The organism is Variovorax brevis, assembly GCF_030317105.1.
In the GTDB taxonomy this organism is placed as follows: Bacteria; Pseudomonadota; Gammaproteobacteria; order Burkholderiales; family Burkholderiaceae_C; genus Variovorax; species Variovorax brevis.
Map to the genome: position 1 here is coordinate 503,804 of NZ_JASZYG010000004.1, position 14,555 is coordinate 518,358.

General features: G+C 61.0%; 17 protein-coding genes. 7 read left to right on the forward strand and 10 right to left on the reverse strand.

The window, feature by feature from the left end; all coding sequences use genetic code 11:
* The first annotated feature begins 8 nt into the window (after positions 1–8).
* From QTI66_RS15245 to QTI66_RS15265, 5 genes are all read left to right on the forward strand, one after another.
* A complete protein-coding gene (locus QTI66_RS15245; RefSeq protein WP_286560629.1) occupies positions 9–488 on the forward strand; it encodes a type IV toxin-antitoxin system AbiEi family antitoxin domain-containing protein in 480 nt (159 codons plus the stop codon).
* Positions 481–696 carry a hypothetical protein gene (locus QTI66_RS15250; RefSeq protein ID WP_286560630.1) on the forward strand — a complete coding sequence of 72 codons (216 nt, stop codon included), beginning with the start codon at positions 481–483 and terminating at the stop codon, positions 694–696. The genes QTI66_RS15245 and QTI66_RS15250 overlap by 8 nt, the downstream gene beginning before the upstream one ends.
* A 352-nt stretch (positions 697–1,048) precedes the next feature.
* Positions 1,049–2,053, forward strand: a complete 1,005-nt coding sequence (locus tag QTI66_RS15255) for a hypothetical protein (protein WP_286560631.1) — start codon at positions 1,049–1,051, stop codon at positions 2,051–2,053.
* A gap of 56 nt (positions 2,054–2,109) precedes the next feature.
* Positions 2,110–2,442, forward strand: coding sequence for a hypothetical protein (locus tag QTI66_RS15260; protein ID WP_286560632.1), 333 nt, complete (start codon positions 2,110–2,112; stop codon positions 2,440–2,442).
* Positions 2,439–2,624 carry a hypothetical protein gene (locus QTI66_RS15265; RefSeq protein WP_286560633.1) on the forward strand — a complete coding sequence of 62 codons (186 nt, stop codon included), beginning with the start codon at positions 2,439–2,441 and terminating at the stop codon, positions 2,622–2,624. Before QTI66_RS15260 ends, QTI66_RS15265 begins: the two co-directional genes overlap by 4 nt.
* A 96-nt stretch (positions 2,625–2,720) precedes the next feature.
* Here QTI66_RS15265 and QTI66_RS15270 read toward each other — a convergent pair whose 3' ends face one another.
* The 3 genes from QTI66_RS15270 to QTI66_RS15280 are packed head-to-tail and all read right to left on the reverse strand — an operon-like array spanning position 2,721 to position 5,022.
* Entirely contained in the window at positions 2,721–3,308 is a 588-nt protein-coding gene (locus QTI66_RS15270; protein ID WP_286560634.1) for a response regulator, read from the reverse strand.
* Positions 3,296–4,084, reverse strand: a complete 789-nt coding sequence (locus tag QTI66_RS15275) for a sensor histidine kinase (RefSeq protein ID WP_286560635.1) — start codon at positions 4,082–4,084, stop codon at positions 3,296–3,298. The genes QTI66_RS15270 and QTI66_RS15275 overlap by 13 nt, the downstream gene beginning before the upstream one ends.
* Positions 4,081–5,022, reverse strand: a complete 942-nt coding sequence (locus QTI66_RS15280; RefSeq protein WP_286560636.1) for a restriction endonuclease — start codon at positions 5,020–5,022, stop codon at positions 4,081–4,083. Before QTI66_RS15280 ends, QTI66_RS15275 begins: the two co-directional genes overlap by 4 nt.
* 320 nt (positions 5,023–5,342) lie before the next feature.
* On the opposite strand from QTI66_RS15280, the gene xth reads away from it, so the two are divergent.
* Together xth and QTI66_RS15290 are read left to right on the forward strand one after the other, a co-directional pair.
* Positions 5,343–6,116 (forward strand): exodeoxyribonuclease III, encoded by a 774-nt coding sequence (gene xth / locus QTI66_RS15285; protein ID WP_286560637.1) that lies wholly within the window; start codon positions 5,343–5,345, stop codon positions 6,114–6,116.
* Positions 6,117–6,262: 146 nt separating this feature from the next.
* Positions 6,263–6,763, forward strand: coding sequence for a hypothetical protein (locus QTI66_RS15290; RefSeq protein ID WP_286560638.1), 501 nt, complete (start codon positions 6,263–6,265; stop codon positions 6,761–6,763).
* 18 nt (positions 6,764–6,781) lie between these two features.
* Here the strand turns inward: QTI66_RS15290 and ntrC are convergent, their stop codons facing one another.
* From ntrC to QTI66_RS15325, 7 genes are all read right to left on the reverse strand, one after another.
* Positions 6,782–8,344 carry a nitrogen regulation protein NR(I) gene (ntrC, locus tag QTI66_RS15295; protein WP_286560640.1) on the reverse strand — a complete coding sequence of 521 codons (1,563 nt, stop codon included), beginning with the start codon at positions 8,342–8,344 and terminating at the stop codon, positions 6,782–6,784.
* A 22-nt stretch (positions 8,345–8,366) separates the two neighbouring features.
* A complete protein-coding gene (gene glnL / locus QTI66_RS15300; protein WP_286560641.1) occupies positions 8,367–9,443 on the reverse strand; it encodes a nitrogen regulation protein NR(II) in 1,077 nt (358 codons plus the stop codon).
* Positions 9,444–9,478: 35 nt separating this feature from the next.
* Entirely contained in the window at positions 9,479–9,976 is a 498-nt protein-coding gene (locus tag QTI66_RS15305; RefSeq protein WP_286560886.1) for a hypothetical protein, read from the reverse strand.
* 270 nt (positions 9,977–10,246) lie between these two features.
* Positions 10,247–11,662 carry a type I glutamate--ammonia ligase gene (gene glnA, locus QTI66_RS15310; protein ID WP_286560642.1) on the reverse strand — a complete coding sequence of 472 codons (1,416 nt, stop codon included), beginning with the start codon at positions 11,660–11,662 and terminating at the stop codon, positions 10,247–10,249.
* A 149-nt stretch (positions 11,663–11,811) separates the two neighbouring features.
* A complete protein-coding gene (locus QTI66_RS15315; protein ID WP_286560643.1) occupies positions 11,812–12,612 on the reverse strand; it encodes a competence/damage-inducible protein A in 801 nt (266 codons plus the stop codon).
* Entirely contained in the window at positions 12,609–13,478 is an 870-nt protein-coding gene (locus QTI66_RS15320; RefSeq protein ID WP_286560644.1) for an EI24 domain-containing protein, read from the reverse strand. The genes QTI66_RS15315 and QTI66_RS15320 overlap by 4 nt, the downstream gene beginning before the upstream one ends.
* Before the next feature lie 71 nt (positions 13,479–13,549).
* Positions 13,550–14,551, reverse strand: coding sequence for a sterol desaturase family protein (locus QTI66_RS15325; RefSeq protein ID WP_286560645.1), 1,002 nt, complete (start codon positions 14,549–14,551; stop codon positions 13,550–13,552).
* Positions 14,552–14,555 lie beyond the last annotated feature (4 nt).

Genomic DNA, 14,555 nt, shown 5'->3' on the forward strand with positions numbered 1-14,555 from the left:
TCCAGCACATGAGCATTTCACCTGAAGACACTGTGACCACCGGGGAGCTGGCCAGCATCTTGGGCGTCAGCGAACGGCGCGTGCGTCAGCTCGCCGAACTGGGCACGCTTGAACGCCTGGAGCGCGGCCGGTATCGCTTGGGCGCATCCATTCGCGCTTTGATTGATGAAGCTGGCGGCAGCGGTTCAGCACTCAACCGCGCCCGCACGTCGAAGCTGCAAGCTGAAGCTGAGATGGCGCAGCTTGAGCTGGCAAAGGCCAGGGGTGAAGTCGCACCAATCGACACCTTCGCTCGGGCACAGGCGCACGTCGCCACGATCATTCGCACCGGCATGCTGAACATTCCTCAGCGAGTTGTCAGCCAGCTGCTGGGCGAAAGCGATGAGGCCCGTTTCAAAGACGTGCTGCGCCAAGAAATCACCGTTGCGTTGACAAGCGCACGCGACGAAATCACTTCCACAACCGTTGAGAACCTCTCCCATGTGTGAACCCGTTCACCCCCGCGTCATCGCTGCCGTCAACCGCGCAAAGCAGTTCCTCATTTCGCCGCACGAAACCGGCCTGGAGAAAGCACGCGCCTTGGCAAAGGCCGATGAGCTGCTGATGCGCAGCACTCGCGAACTGATGAGCGCGGGACGCGAAGAACTCGCGCATCGCGTTCATTTCATCTTGATGGATATGGAGGCTGGTCAGTGAACAAGCGACGAACCGTGCAACCCGTCTTGCATCCACGCACCGCGAAACAGCGCACTGCGGCAATAGTAAATGAGGACGACCCCAGCGATTGGGCGGGCCTAGTTTGCCAGCTGATGGGGCCTCGCTGCCGAACTGCGGTAAATCTTGCACAGCACCGTTTAAACGCACTTCGACTTGCAGCAGCAGCACTGGCATATGCCGGCGAATCGGACCTGCATCAACAAGCCCTTAAACGCGCTGACGCGGTGGAAATCCCCCAAGTGGAGCCTTTTGCACCTCCGGCACACACTGCGCAAGCAACGCACAAACGTGCACAAAGCTAGCCGCAATCAATCTATCAAGTACTCCCCGCATGCAAACCAATTTCGCAGCCAATCAGCATTCCAACATCCTCGCGCGGCTCGAAGGCCGCGCGAGGTCTGAACCAACCGCCCTGCAAACGATCGGACTCCCCGCGCTTTTCGCGGACGCCAGGCGCGCACTCGGCTTCTTCGAACGCCACACGCCAGGATTCGACGAACCGACCCGGAGCTATCGTAAAGAACCTGCGGTCGCGGGCTCATTTCGACTTTCGGATGTCTTTCCGGCGCCCTCTGGAAACCAGTTACGCGACCTCGACCTACGAAGCACCCAGCGAAGCGCTGCCGGCACCACTCACACGATAGGCAATGCCCTGATGGGCGCCAGCTGCGCGATTCAAGCAGGCGCCCGCTTGATACCCGTTGGCTCTGCGCCCGACGCGGTTGTGGATGGCGATGTGATCGCCTGGCAAAAGCGCCCCGCGCGCTTCGAAGTAGTGACTGCACCCGCGTTCGGTATCGTGGCCGATGGTGATGATGTTGTGACCAGCCCCCTACCCTTGGCCGGCGCTGAAATCAATCTTGGTGAAGCAGCGAGCCATGCTGTCTCATTCACGCTTACGCGACTTGAGCAGAAGGCGCGTTCCGACGCGGATATGGAATTCATCGTGGCGCGCGCATTGGCTCTCGGCCTAGCGCAGGTTTGCGACCGCGTTCTACTCTCTGCCATCGTGGCAAGCACACCAACCGCGTTCACTGTCGGGAAGGCTGCGGCGCGGGGACTGCACTTCGCGGACTTGAAGGCGATTTGTGGAACGGCCGCCCAGGGCGCCGCCATTGGCGCAGACGGCGTTCTTCGCGTGGTCGGTATCGATGCCGAGTTGACCGATGTCATCGCGCCGAGCATCGTCGGAGCGTTTGGCCGTGCGGCTGTAGCGGTGAACGATGAGATTCGCATTGTCATCAAGCGAACGTCCGTCCGTGGTGACATGGAAATTACTGTCTTCGTGACCATCGAGCCGCTTCTTCCGACTTCCGACTTCTGGATGGCCGCCTGATGCTTAATACACTTCGCCGAGCAGTCACTCGCACGCGGCCGAACAATCATCCTCGCGTGGCGACCGGCGAACTCGAAGCCGCCGAGGATTTGCCGCCCCGTGTGTATGCCGACCTTGACCGCGCCATCGTCCATCTGCGCAACGGCGATACGAAAGAGACACGTCGCGTTGTGGTCCAACTTCCTGGCAGTCACCCATGGTTCAGTGGTCCTGATGAAACTCGCAAGGCCATCGCGATTCGATATCCGGAACTGAATCCGGGTCAACTTGAAACTGCGACCGCATACCTTCGTCAGTTCGTGCGCGCCCACGTCCGAGAGGCGAAACGGCGTGCCCGTGTTCCGAACTGGGCCACCAATTGGACGTGGCAGGGGGATTGGAAAGAATGAACAACACCCTGGCACAAGACCGCTGCGGCCAGCGCGTGGCCGTCATGCTGGACCGCCCTACCGCCGAGGCGCTAAAGCTTCATCAGCGTTCCATCGAACAGCGCACTGGCGCCCGTTTGTCGCTGAGCAGCACTGCAGCAGCGTTGCTGCGCCAAGCCGTGCAGCAGCAAGCAGCCCAATGAAATGATTTCCGCGAGGTGAGTGCGAGAGTGATTGTTCCCTGGCACGGCAGGGCAGCGCGGAAACCCCCGCGCCCGTGCACCCATTTATCGTCCAACCTATTTTTTTGGCGCGGCCTTCGAAACTGGGCCGCGCTTTGCCAGCGCGCCTTGATTGGGGTTCACACGCCTAACCACCTTCTTGGCCGCACTTCGCTTGCCGAGGTCCTTTGACTTTTTGGCAGCTCGCGCAATTACAGCAGCAGTTTGATCACTGGACTTCAGTATTTCCAACACCTTTTCTTTAAGTTCGCGCGGTCGCCCTTTGACAACGTATCCGCAATAGAAGTTACTTATTTCTGCTGTAATTTGCTCGTTGAAGTGAGCAGAGTAAACCACAACACGGCCTCCATCGTTTCCTTGCGAACGGACAGTTCGGACGATATGCAATCCGGGATACTCGGCGAAGGTGTCACTTGCCGGAAAGGGCGCAGGCCAACCACTCAGTGGGATATTCAAATCCAAAATATATGCTCGGAATCGATGCTCTTCACTAGCCCGAACCGCTTCTTTTACGTTGGTGACGACAGTAACGAAGAAGTTCTTTTGCTCCAAAAAGTCTACCAGCCACTCCAGATGTTCAGGCTCGTCATCGGCAATCAGAATTCTATTCTGATCGTACTGAGTTGGTATCTTTAAGGTTGCCATTTGATCTGCGGAATTGTGAGTCGGAATTTTGATTTACCTGTCTTGGTGTTGTGCTCGGCGGTAATATTGCCCAGAACAACGTCCGTCATAATTTTTCGACAGATGTAAAGGCCAATCCCCGATCCTTGAGCAACCTTGTTTTGCGCAGCATCAGACCGGAAGCCGAGATCAAACAAGCTCTCTGCCTCATTGTTTTTAAAGCCAATACTCTCCCCTTCCATTTCAACCGTTAGTTCTCCTTTTCGGTTCGTTTTTGGTTCGATATTGATTGTTTGATTGTGAGCCCCGTATTTCAACCAATTATCAAATAGATTGAGGAACACTTGCTTTAACAATTCAGGGCGGACCAAGATCCTATATTGCGTGGTGTCGTTCACGTGAAATCGAATGCCCCGCTTCTCCGCTGCAATTTGGAAGAACTGAAGGGCCTCAATCACCACCTGTGGAATTATGCTTACTCCACCTTGGCGCGGCTGGCGCAGTGCCTCCTTTCCGGACGTCTCGAAGAAAAAATCGGACAGATAGGCTAGGTTGCGGATCAGAGTTACGCACTGCTCCAGTTGTGCACGTGAAGCGTTTATCTTCTGTATCACTGTCGTACCTCCGTATGTACCATCAGTGATATTGTCCAGAGTCCCAATTACTCCATTGATGGGATTAACGACTTGGTGAACGAAGTTGGCCAAGAACAATGGCCCAACATCTCGCTGCTCGGACGCTGGACTCAGCGCTTCCGTCGCCTCGTTTGAACTGTCGCGTTTTCCGTCAGAATTCATGCTCGTTGCCTCAGTAAAATCGTATTTGTCTTCTCAGAATACTCGATGTCCCCCCAAAGGGCGACACTTTGGAACGTTGAGCGATACCGTTCAACCACCTGACTGATATCGCCATCGCTCTCTATTTTGCACAGTCCATCGCCCAAGTCCGTTGCTGTGATTTTTGATTTTGGCAGAAGCGCCGCCAGATAGGCAAGCAAAGCACTGAGCGCGAGTTCATCTAGTTCGAAGAAATTTCCAGAAAAAACAACACCCTCAATTTCCTGGGCTTTTCGATTGCCTCGGATCGGCGCGATTCTTCCCTGTCGTTCCAAGTCCTGAATTCGCCCTTTAAGAAGATCGGCGAGAGATTGCGCCGCCTGTATCATTCGGTCGGGGCTGCTATCCTGAAAGATTAACCGTGAATAATGACTGGAGACAGCCTTGGAAAGCGCCAATGCGATGGCGAGGATAGAGGGCCCAGGGGTCTCCACCGCTCCTTCAAGCCCGTACTTTACAAGTAGGTCGGGATACGGGCGCAGTTGAAGAAGGAGTTCCTGATGAGGCCAGAGACGTATGTATGGCTTACGCTTGGCAGCATTCCAAGTGTCAGCCTGCGTCGTTGCGGCGGGTGTGAACTTTGAACTAGTGCAGAGCAGCAAATAGTCTGCTTGCATGGAATCAGCATACGCAAGCTTTGGATGGATTGTTGGCCAATCAACAGAGCTTTTATATCGCTTGCACTCAACGAACCATTTGTCTATTGTTTGCGAACCTGAGAAATCCCTGTGGACAGATTGGCCCTCGATATCTCGTCCACCATCCGCCCCTGGAGTCCGCCAGCAGACGTTGTGCATCCCCCTCGATACCATGAGATCAAAAACTAGGTTCTCGAATTCGTCGGGACGCAACGAGTGAAGAGTTTTCGTTTTCGGCTTTCTAGTTGAATTTCCGGTCATCCATTCTCCTTCGCGTGGAACGCAATTTCCGACGATGCTAGCCGAACGAGGCTCTGAAACGCCTGCAGCCAAGCGGTTTGGGCTGACGCGTCATCCCCGCAGAACTAGCTAGCATCGGGGCTCCGGTCGGCGGCCATCAGGCACCGATGAGGAAGCGGCTTCAGGCCCGTCCCGCTGTAGTCGCACGCTACGATTCTTCCAACACGACGCGAGCCGAACGGACAGTTCGCACGCAAGCGGCGATGGTTTCGGGTATGAGGTTGGGTATTCGAGTCGATATGGAAATTTATTCTTATAAAAATCAATAAGTTAGGCAATCTATGCGCATAGCCACCTGGAACGTCAACTCCCTGACCGCCCGCCTGCAGCACGTGCTCGACTGGCTGACGGCCAATCCCATCGACGTGCTCTGCCTGCAGGAACTGAAGATGACGGACGACAAGTTCCCCATCGACGTGCTGCGCTCCGCAGGCTACGAAGCCGCCGTGTTCGGCCAGAAAACCTACAACGGCGTCGCGATCCTGAGCCTCGCGCCGGCGCGCGACGTGATGCGCAACCTCGGCGGCTTCACCGACGAGCATTCGCGCGTGATCAGCGCCACGGTAGACACGCCCGCCGGCGCGCTGCGGGTGGTCAATGGCTACTTCGTCAACGGGCAGGCGCCGGGCACGGACAAGTTCGCCTACAAGATGCGCTGGCTCGACGGCCTGCGCGACTGGCTGCGGCAGGAACTGGCGGCGCATCCCAACCTGGTGCTGCTCGGTGACTTCAACATCACGCCGGAAGACCGCGACAGCTTCGACCCCATCGGCCTGCGCGAGACCATCCACCACACCACCGAAGAGCGCAACCATTTCAAGGCACTGCTCGACCTCGGCCTGACCGACAGCTTTCGCTTGTTCGAGCAGCCAGAAAAAAGCTACTCGTGGTGGGACTACCGCATGTTGGGCTACCAGAAGAACCGCGGACTGCGCATCGACCACATCCTGGTCAGCCAGCCGCTGGTGCCGCAGGTGAAAAGTTGCGTGATCGACCGCGTGCCACGCAAGTGGGACAAGCCCAGCGACCACGCGCCGGTGATCCTGGAGCTTTGAAGAGCGGCTTGGTGGCCAGGCAACCATTGCATGGGCCGGGCAACGGAAACGGCTTGACCCAAATCTTGCATCGCGCCAACGCTTGGCCGGCAGGTGTCGAGGTGTGCAAAGCGATCATGTCGGCGCACAATGCCCGTCGAACCGTGATGACCCACACCCCACTTCGAATTGCACCCTGTGCCTTGCTCATCGGCTTGATGCTGTCGGCGTGCACCGACATGAAGCCCGGCCCCGGCAAGGACGACCTGCCCGGCCCAACCGAGGCACCGGCAGCGACAGCGCCTGCGGATCCGACGATCACCATGCAAACGCCGGCGGTGAAGGCCTACCGCAAGATCGGCGCACGCTACATCTACACGAAGTATCCCAAGCGCATCTACAAGGGCAAGATCCCGCCGCTGGTCTACGCCGTGGTCGTGGTGGAGACGCATGTGGAAGCCGATGGCACCGTGTCGGCCGTCACCTTCAGCCGCACGCCTTCGCACGCGCCCGAGGTGCCGCCGATGATTGCGGACCTCATCAAGGCCACTTCGCCCCTGCCCAACCCGGGCAAGGTCGGCGCCCACACCTATGTCGAAACTTGGCTGTGGGACAAGAGCGGCAACTTCCAGCTCGACACGCTGACGCTGGGTCAGCGCAGCCGCTGAACCCCAGCAGCCAGTCAACTAATCCGTCGCGTCGCGATCGAGGTGCAGGTCCGCGATCTTGCGCGTGATGGTGTTGCGCCCGATGCCGAGCTTTTGCGCGGCCTCGATGCGGCGGCCCCGCGTGTTGGCCAGCGCCGTCAGGATGAGTCGCGATTCGAAGCGGCGCGACAACGCGTCCCACACGTCGTGACGGCCTGCCGCCAATAGCGCTTGCGCTTCGAGTTCAAGTCCCGTCTCCCAATCGCTCGAAGTGCTTATTGGCGCAGAGGTGCTCTCGGGAACGAGCGGCGCAGGCACGGAAATGGGTGAAGCGGAGGCAGCACCCATCGGCATGTCCCGCTCAGGCATCGACGGTGGAAAGCTCTGTGGCACCGTGGTCAACGGTGGCGCCATCGGCATCTCGGTGGTCGCACCGGCGAGCACTTCAGGTGGCAAGTCCTTCGGTTCGATCAGTTGTGCGGGCGCCATCACAGTGAGCCAATGGCAGATGTTCTCCAGCTGGCGGACGTTGCCCGGAAAGCCGAAGGTCGACAGCTGCGTCAATGCTGCATCCGAGATGCGCTTGGGGTCCACGCCGAGTTGCTTGGCGCTTTGCTGCAGGAAGTGGCGCGTGAGCGAAGGCACGTCTTCACGACGCTCGCGCAACGCGGGCAATCGCAAGCGAATCACGTTGAGGCGGTGGAACAAGTCTTCGCGAAAGCCGCCGACCTTGACGCGTTGCTCCAGGTCCTGGTGCGTCGCCGCGATGACGCGCACGTTGGCCTTGACGGCGTTGTGTCCACCAACGCGATAGAAGTGACCATCGCTCAGCACGCGCAGCAAGCGCGTCTGCAAGTCGAAGGGCATGTCGCCGATTTCGTCGAGGAAGAGCGTGCCGCCTTCGGCTTGTTCGAAGCGTCCGCGCCGCATCGTCTGCGCGCCGGTGAAGGCGCCGCGCTCGTGGCCGAAGAGTTCGCTCTCGAGCAAGTCCTTCGGAATCGCAGCCGTGTTGATGGCAACGAAGGGTCCGTTGGCACGCGGCGAGTGCTTGTGCAATGCACGTGCAACCAGTTCCTTGCCCGAGCCCGATTCACCGGTGATGAGCACGGTCACGTTGCTTTGCGACAAGCGGCCAATCGCGCGGAACACGTCCTGCATCGCAGGCGCCTGCCCGAGCATCTCGGGCGCATCCACCATGCGTTCTTCCGCCACTTCTTCGCGCTGGCTTTCATCGACCGCACGGCGAATCAGTTCGACTGCGCGCGGCAAGTCGAATGGCTTGGGAAGGTATTCGAACGCTCCGCCCTGGAAGGCCGACACGGCGCTGTCGAGGTCCGAGTACGCCGTCATGATGATGACAGGCAGGCCCGGATGTTTTTCCTTGATCTTGTCGAGCAAGTCGAGGCCCGAACCGCCCGGCATGCGAATGTCGCTCACCAGGACTTGCGGGCCTTGCATCTCGTCATCGGCGGCAACTTCGAGCGCCGCCAGCACTTCGCGCGTGTTGGTGAAGCTGCGCGTGGGCAGGTCTTCGCGCAACAGCGCTTTTTCCAGTACGAAGCGGATCGATTGGTCGTCGTCAACTATCCAGATCGGCTTCATGCAGCTCCTTTTGCCTTTGCTGCTACGGCAGCGGTATCAGTATCTTGAAATCGGTTCGGCCCGGGACACTGTCGCACTCGATCACGCCGTGATGCTGCTGCACGAAGGTTTGTGCCAGCGTCAACCCGAGACCGGTTCCTCCGTCCCTGCCCGAAACGAGAGGGAGAAAGATCCTGTCCTTGATCGCGTCCGGCACGCCCGGTCCATTGTCAATGACATGCAATTCCAATGCCAATCGATACCACTGCTTATTGAAGATAACCTGTCGAGCGACGCGGGTCCTGAAAGTGATTTGCGCATCGCCCGCGGCGCGGCGTTCGGCCAGTGCTTGCGCCGCGTTGTGCGTGATGTTGAGCGTGGCCTGGATGAGTTGCTCGCGATCGCCGCGAAACTCGGGAATCGACGGATCGAAGTCGCGCTCGATGTGCAGGTCGCGCGGGAACTCCGCAAGAATCACCGAGCGCACCCTCTCGCACACTTCGTGGATGTTCACGTCACCCACCACGTGGGGCTTGCGGTGCGGCGCGAGCAGACGGTCGACCAGCGTTTGCAGGCGGTCCGCCTCATGGATGATGACCTGCGTGTATTCGATGAGGTCGCGCGATTCGACCTCCATCTGCAGCAACTGCGCCGCCCCGCGAATGCCGCCCAGCGGGTTCTTGATCTCGTGCGCGAGGTTGCGGATGAGTTCCTTGTTGGCCTTGGCCTGGTCGAGCAGCCGCTCTTCGCGGTCTTGCCGCACCTGCTGCTCGAGTGGCGACATCTCGATGATGAGTTCGCCACTCTTGTCAGTCTGCGCGAGCGTGACCTGCACGGGCATCAACTCATGGTTGACGCGGCGCAGGAACGCCTCATAGCGCAAGGTGGCAAAGTCGTGCGCGCTGGTGCCATCGATGGCGGTGCGCAGCACCTGCGGTTCACTGAAGCATGCGCCGAACTGGGAGCCTTCGAGCGTGCGCCGCGAAGTGCCGAGCGCGTCTTCCAGCGCCGCGTTGGCAAACAGCACGGCACCATCGGACTTGACGACGGCAATGAGCGTCGCCAGCAGGTCGAATGACTGGAAGCGCTTTGCGTTGGATGCGGCCTTGCCGAATGCCATGGCTCAGGCCAACGGCCTCTGGGTCACCGCCATCATCAGTTGGCAGTGGCTTGTGCCGGCAGTCGGCCGATCTCGCGGCGGATGCCGGCGATGTCGCTTTCGGTGCGGGCGATTTCCGCCTTCATGTCGGCCACGCGGTCCAGGTACTTCTGGTAGTTCTTGCTTTCGCTGCCCTGCTTCTCGGGCTCGCCGTTGTTGTATTCCTTGAGCAGGTCGGCGCGCTTGGCCTCTGCCTTGCGCAATTCGGATTCGAGCACCGAGCGCGCCTCGCCGTCGCGTGCCCGCTGGTCGGAGCTGTCGACGCGCGGACTGCCGGCCGGCGCGCGCACGGCGGAACCCGTGTTGGCCGCCACGGCCGGACGCGGCGTCTGCACCACCGTGACGTTGCCGCCTTCCATGACCTTGCAACCGCGTTGCTGCGCCACGGTGGCGTTGTTGGTGTATTCATTTCCACACCGCCAGACGCGCTCCTGCGCATGGGCATGCATGACGGCGAGCGAAGCAGCAAACAAGAAATAGTGACGAATCTTCATGATCATTGAGGAGTGTCTGGCGGTTGACGCATTTTGATGCAATTCGCTCTTCATGCCAGAAACATGGTCCCCATAAAGGAAAAAGGGTGGCCCAAAAGCCACCCCTTTTAACGCATTCAGGCCACTCGCCGTGCACCTCCGACCCACAGCGAACTGTTGCTGCCCCTTCCAGGGATACCGCGGAACCGGCTTTGCCGGGCCGCTGGTATCGCCCCCGGTCGGGGGTTGGCGGAGCCGCACATGGTGCGGCGCAGCCTGGGGGCGCGCCAATTACAGCGAGTAGTACATGTCGAACTCGACCGGGTGCGTCGCCATGCGGAAGCGCGTGACTTCCTGCATCTTGAGGTCGATGTACGCGTCGATGTACGAGTCGGTGAACACGCCGCCCTTGGTCAGGAACGCACGGTCCTTGTCCAGGTATTCCAGCGCCTGGTCGAGGCTGTGGCACACGGTCGGGATCAGCGCGTCTTCTTCCGGCGGCAGGTGGTAGAGGTCCTTGCTCGCGGCTTCGCCCGGATCGATCTTGTTCTCGACGCCGTCGAGGCCGGCCATCAGCAGCGCGGCAAAACCGAGGTACGGGTTCATCAGCGGATCCGGGAAGCGCGCTTCGACGCGGCGGCCCTTCGGGTTGGCCACGAACGGGATGCGGATCGAGGCCGAGCGGTTCTTGGCCGAGTAGGCCAGCTTCACCGGGGCTTCGAAGCCGGGCACCAGGCGCTTGTAGCTGTTGGTGCCGGGGTTCGTGATGGCGTTCAGCGCACGGGCGTGCTTGATGATGCCGCCGATGTAGTGCAGCGCGAAGTCAGACAGGCCTGCGTAGCCGTCGCCTGCGAACAGGTTCTTGCCGTCCTTCCAGACCGACTGGTGCACGTGCATGCCCGAACCGTTGTCGCCAACGATGGGCTTGGGCATGAAGGTGGCGGTCTTGCCGTAGGCGTGGGCCACGTTGTGGATCACGTACTTCTGCAGTTGGACCCAGTCGGCGCGTTGCACGAGCGTGCTGAACTTGGTGCCCAGTTCCATCTGGCCGGCGTTGGCCACTTCGTGGTGGTGCACTTCGACCGGGATGCCCAGGCCTTCGAGCACGAGGCACATTTCCGAACGCATGTCCTGGAAGCTGTCGACCGGGGGAACCGGGAAGTAGCCACCCTTCGTGGCGGGACGGTGGCCGGTGTTGCCGTGTTCGAATTCCTTGCCCGTATTCCACGAGGCTTCTTCGGAATCGATCTTCACGAAGCAGCCCGACATGTCGTTTTGCCAACGCACGCCGTCGAACACGAAGAATTCGGGTTCCGGACCGAAGAAGGCCGTGTCGCCCAGGCCCGAAGCCTTCATGTAGGCCTCGGCGCGCTTGGCCAGCGAACGCGGATCGCGCTCATAGGCCTTGCCGTCGACCGGGTCGATCACGTCGCAGGTCAGGATCAGCGTGGTTTCTTCGAAGAAGGGATCGATGTTGGCCGTGTTCGGGTCGGGCATGAGCTGCATGTCCGAGGCTTCGATGCCCTTCCAGCCTGCGATCGACGAGCCGTCAAAAGCGTGACCCGACGTGAACTTGTCTTCGTCGAAGGCCGAGACCGGCACGGTCACGTGCTGTTCCTTGCCGCGGGTATCGGTGAAGCGGAAGTCGACGAACTTGACCTCGTTTTCCTTGACGAGTTTGAGTACATCGGCGACGGTCTTTGCCATCAAATTCTCCTGGTTGGATGGGTTGTTAGAAGGTTGTGGAGCACAGGATGCAGGTTCTGTGCCATTGGCTTTGAAGTATCGCGGAAAGACTTGTTGACGCTTGATGCACTATATGTGTGCATTTGTGACCCGTTTTGGTGCCAGCGTGGCTATCGCACCAATTCAGGCCCCAGGCGCGCGTCAAAGCCGTGCAAACCGTCGAGCAGCAGAGTGTAGGCGGCTTCGATCTGGCCCGGACTGCCTTTGACGCCGAGTTCGATGTGCCGGCCGTATTCGGGGTGGTCCACACTGGGCAAACTGAAGACCTTGACGCCCGTGAAGGTCCGCTCGATGGACTCCATGAGCGGCGTGAGCGTGGCTTCCATGGCGCCGTAGACGATCACGGATTTCTCCATGGCGCGGCCCACTTCAAAAAGGTGCGCGTAGCGGTCTTCGAGCACCGACTCGATCATCGGCCAGGCCATGACGGGGAAGCCCGGCACGAAATGCACATCTCCGGTGCTGAAGCCGGGGATCTTGTTGTAGGGGTTGCGGATGATGGTCGCGCCCGCTGGAAACACGCCCATATTCAGGCGGTGGATGTTGTCCGGGCGGTCTGCCTCGTAGGGCACGCCCTGCTCGCGCGCCGTGTCCTGCATGCGCTCGCGGATCAGGGCCTCGGCCTCGGGGTGCAGCGCCAGCGGCACGCCCAGCGCCTTGGCGGCGCACTGGCGCGTGTGGTCGTCCGGCGTCGCGCCGATGCCGCCGGTGGAAAACACGATGTCGCCCGAGGCAAAGGCGCGCCGCAATGCCGCGGTGATGCGCTCGGGCTCGTCGCCCACGTACTCGGCCCAGGCCAGCGTGAGGCCACGCGCACCCAGCAGTTCGATGACCTTGGGCATGTGCTTGTCCAGCCGCTTGCCCGAGAGGATCTCGTCGCCGATGACGATCAGGCCGAATGTTCGATTCATGGGGATCCCCATTGGGTTGATGCGGCCTGGTTGGCTTCGATGACCAGCGCGTCCTGCGGCGCCGCCGCGGCGCGCGCGGCACGCAGCTTGGCCAGCGCGTCGAGACAGTAGTGCCCGAACCACAGCGCCGAAAAGGCGAAGACCAGCGTGTAGATCCAGATGGCCAGCGGCACGAGCACGAAGAACGCGGCCGCGAAGAGGAGCCCGGAGGCCCACACGATGCTGGGCGCCGCTCCCAGGTAGCCGCACAGCACGCCGATGCCCATCAGGGGCCAACGGTGCGCGCGCAGCACGGCGTCACGCTCCTCGGGGTTGGCAAATTCGGCCAGCGCGTCTGCGCTCATCACGCGGTAGGTCAGCCAGCCCCAGATGAGCGGCGGAAGGATCAGCACCAGCGGCGGCACCAGCCACAGCGGCATCGACACGACCAGCGCCAGCATCGCCAGGATGGTCGCGACCAGCGAGCGGAACAGCCCGCCGATGAATGAGATGCCCTTCTTCTTTTCGAGCGAAGGAAAACGGCGTTCGGCCACCAGCCGCGTGATGGCGGGAGACATGAAGCCCGCGACGATCAGCAGCACCAGCACCACGATGATCGGCGTCGCGGCAAACACCACCGCAAGCGGCGCCAGCACGGCCTTGACGTCGCTGGCGCCAGCGCGTTCGATCCAGCCCCAGAGGCTTGAAAGGAGCGGCCAGGCGTCCAGCGCCTCGCGGGTCCACGCCACGGCCGGCGCCCAGTAGAAGTAGCCCAGGCCCGCAGCCAGCAGCCCCATGACCAGCAGCGGCGCCAGCGAAAGGACGATGACCCGCGGATGCAGGCAGTAGGCGACCGCGCGCCAAAAGGAATCAAGAAGAAGACGCATCGACCGGGAGGATAGCCGGAGCCGGCCGCCGAGAGCTGTTTTCGATCCTTTCGGCTGTCGTATTGCGCTTCTCAGGCGCGCCCGGCCAAGCGCTTGAGGCCCAGCCACTGCTGCGCCCAGAAACCGCGCCCGTAGTCGCGCAAGCGGCCGTCCGCAGCGGGCTCGACCTGGTCGCGAATGCCGGTCGGGTCATAGCGCTGTTCGAAGTTGGCCGTGCCAAAGAGCACGTCCCACCACGGCAGCAGCACGCCGAAGTTGTGTCCGCCAAGCCGCGGCTTGGGCGGCTCGGCGCCGTGGGGCACAGGCTTGCCGGGTGACTCGTGGCCAATGCCGATGCTGTGATGCAACCGGTGAAAGCGCGGGCTGACCCACAGGCGCTCGCCCAGCCGCCCGAAGCTCAGGCGCAGGTTGGCGTGCTGCAGGCTTTCGCTGAGTTGCGTGACCGCGATGATCGCAATGAACTGGCCCGGCGGCACGCCGATGATCTGCGCCACGAGCACGACAATGACGTCGCGCAAGGCGTCGTCCAGCAGGTGGTTGCGGTTGTCGCTCCACATCGTCATCTGCCGCTGCGAGTGGTGCAGCGAGTGCAGGCTCCACCACCATTGAAGCTGGTGCTGGCCGCGGTGCACCCAGTAGTCGACGAAGTCGAGCACCACCAGGTAGATCGCAAAGCTCACCCAGGCCACGTCGGTCACGCCCGGCCAGAGGTCATCGAGCTGCCATGTGCCCCAGCCGGCGGTGCGCAGCGGCCCGACGACTTCGTCGAAGAAAGGCTGCAGCGCAAAGAACATGACGAGGCGGAACAGCCCCAGCCGGTGGATGAGTGTGTAGACGATGTCGGTGCGGACGGCGGCGCGATCGACCACCCGCTCCACCGGCCGCCAGCGCTGCAGCGGCCCGATGATGGCCAGCAGCACGCCGATCTGGATCAGGCCGACCAAGAGCCAGCCGGTGGCGTCGAAGGCATCTTCGACCCAGCCGCCAAGGCCGACTGCGTAGACCGCCGGCTCCACGATGAGCTCGAAAAGCCAGCCCTGCAGTGCCGCAAACTGGTCTGTGAACCACTCCATCCCG

Coding starts and splice junctions, on each gene's coding strand:
- QTI66_RS15255 (WP_286560631.1), top strand. CDS start 1,049: ATGCAAACCAATTTCGCAGCCAATCAGCATTCCAACATCCTCGCGCGG.
- glnL (WP_286560641.1), bottom strand. CDS start 9,443: ATGGCATTCGGCAAGGCCGCATCCAACGCAAAGCGCTTCCAGTCATTC.
- QTI66_RS15315 (WP_286560643.1), bottom strand. CDS start 12,612: ATGAATCGAACATTCGGCCTGATCGTCATCGGCGACGAGATCCTCTCG.
- QTI66_RS15275 (WP_286560635.1), bottom strand. CDS start 4,084: ATGAATTCTGACGGAAAACGCGACAGTTCAAACGAGGCGACGGAAGCG.
- QTI66_RS15250 (WP_286560630.1), top strand. CDS start 481: ATGTGTGAACCCGTTCACCCCCGCGTCATCGCTGCCGTCAACCGCGCA.
- ntrC (WP_286560640.1), bottom strand. CDS start 8,344: ATGAAGCCGATCTGGATAGTTGACGACGACCAATCGATCCGCTTCGTA.
- QTI66_RS15325 (WP_286560645.1), bottom strand. CDS start 14,551: ATGGAGTGGTTCACAGACCAGTTTGCGGCACTGCAGGGCTGGCTTTTC.
- QTI66_RS15270 (WP_286560634.1), bottom strand. CDS start 3,308: ATGGCAACCTTAAAGATACCAACTCAGTACGATCAGAATAGAATTCTG.
- QTI66_RS15305 (WP_286560886.1), bottom strand. CDS start 9,976: ATGAAGATTCGTCACTATTTCTTGTTTGCTGCTTCGCTCGCCGTCATG.
- QTI66_RS15265 (WP_286560633.1), top strand. CDS start 2,439: ATGAACAACACCCTGGCACAAGACCGCTGCGGCCAGCGCGTGGCCGTC.
- QTI66_RS15290 (WP_286560638.1), top strand. CDS start 6,263: ATGACCCACACCCCACTTCGAATTGCACCCTGTGCCTTGCTCATCGGC.
- QTI66_RS15245 (WP_286560629.1), top strand. CDS start 9: ATGAGCATTTCACCTGAAGACACTGTGACCACCGGGGAGCTGGCCAGC.
- QTI66_RS15280 (WP_286560636.1), bottom strand. CDS start 5,022: ATGACCGGAAATTCAACTAGAAAGCCGAAAACGAAAACTCTTCACTCG.
- xth (WP_286560637.1), top strand. CDS start 5,343: ATGCGCATAGCCACCTGGAACGTCAACTCCCTGACCGCCCGCCTGCAG.
- QTI66_RS15320 (WP_286560644.1), bottom strand. CDS start 13,478: ATGCGTCTTCTTCTTGATTCCTTTTGGCGCGCGGTCGCCTACTGCCTG.
- glnA (WP_286560642.1), bottom strand. CDS start 11,662: ATGGCAAAGACCGTCGCCGATGTACTCAAACTCGTCAAGGAAAACGAG.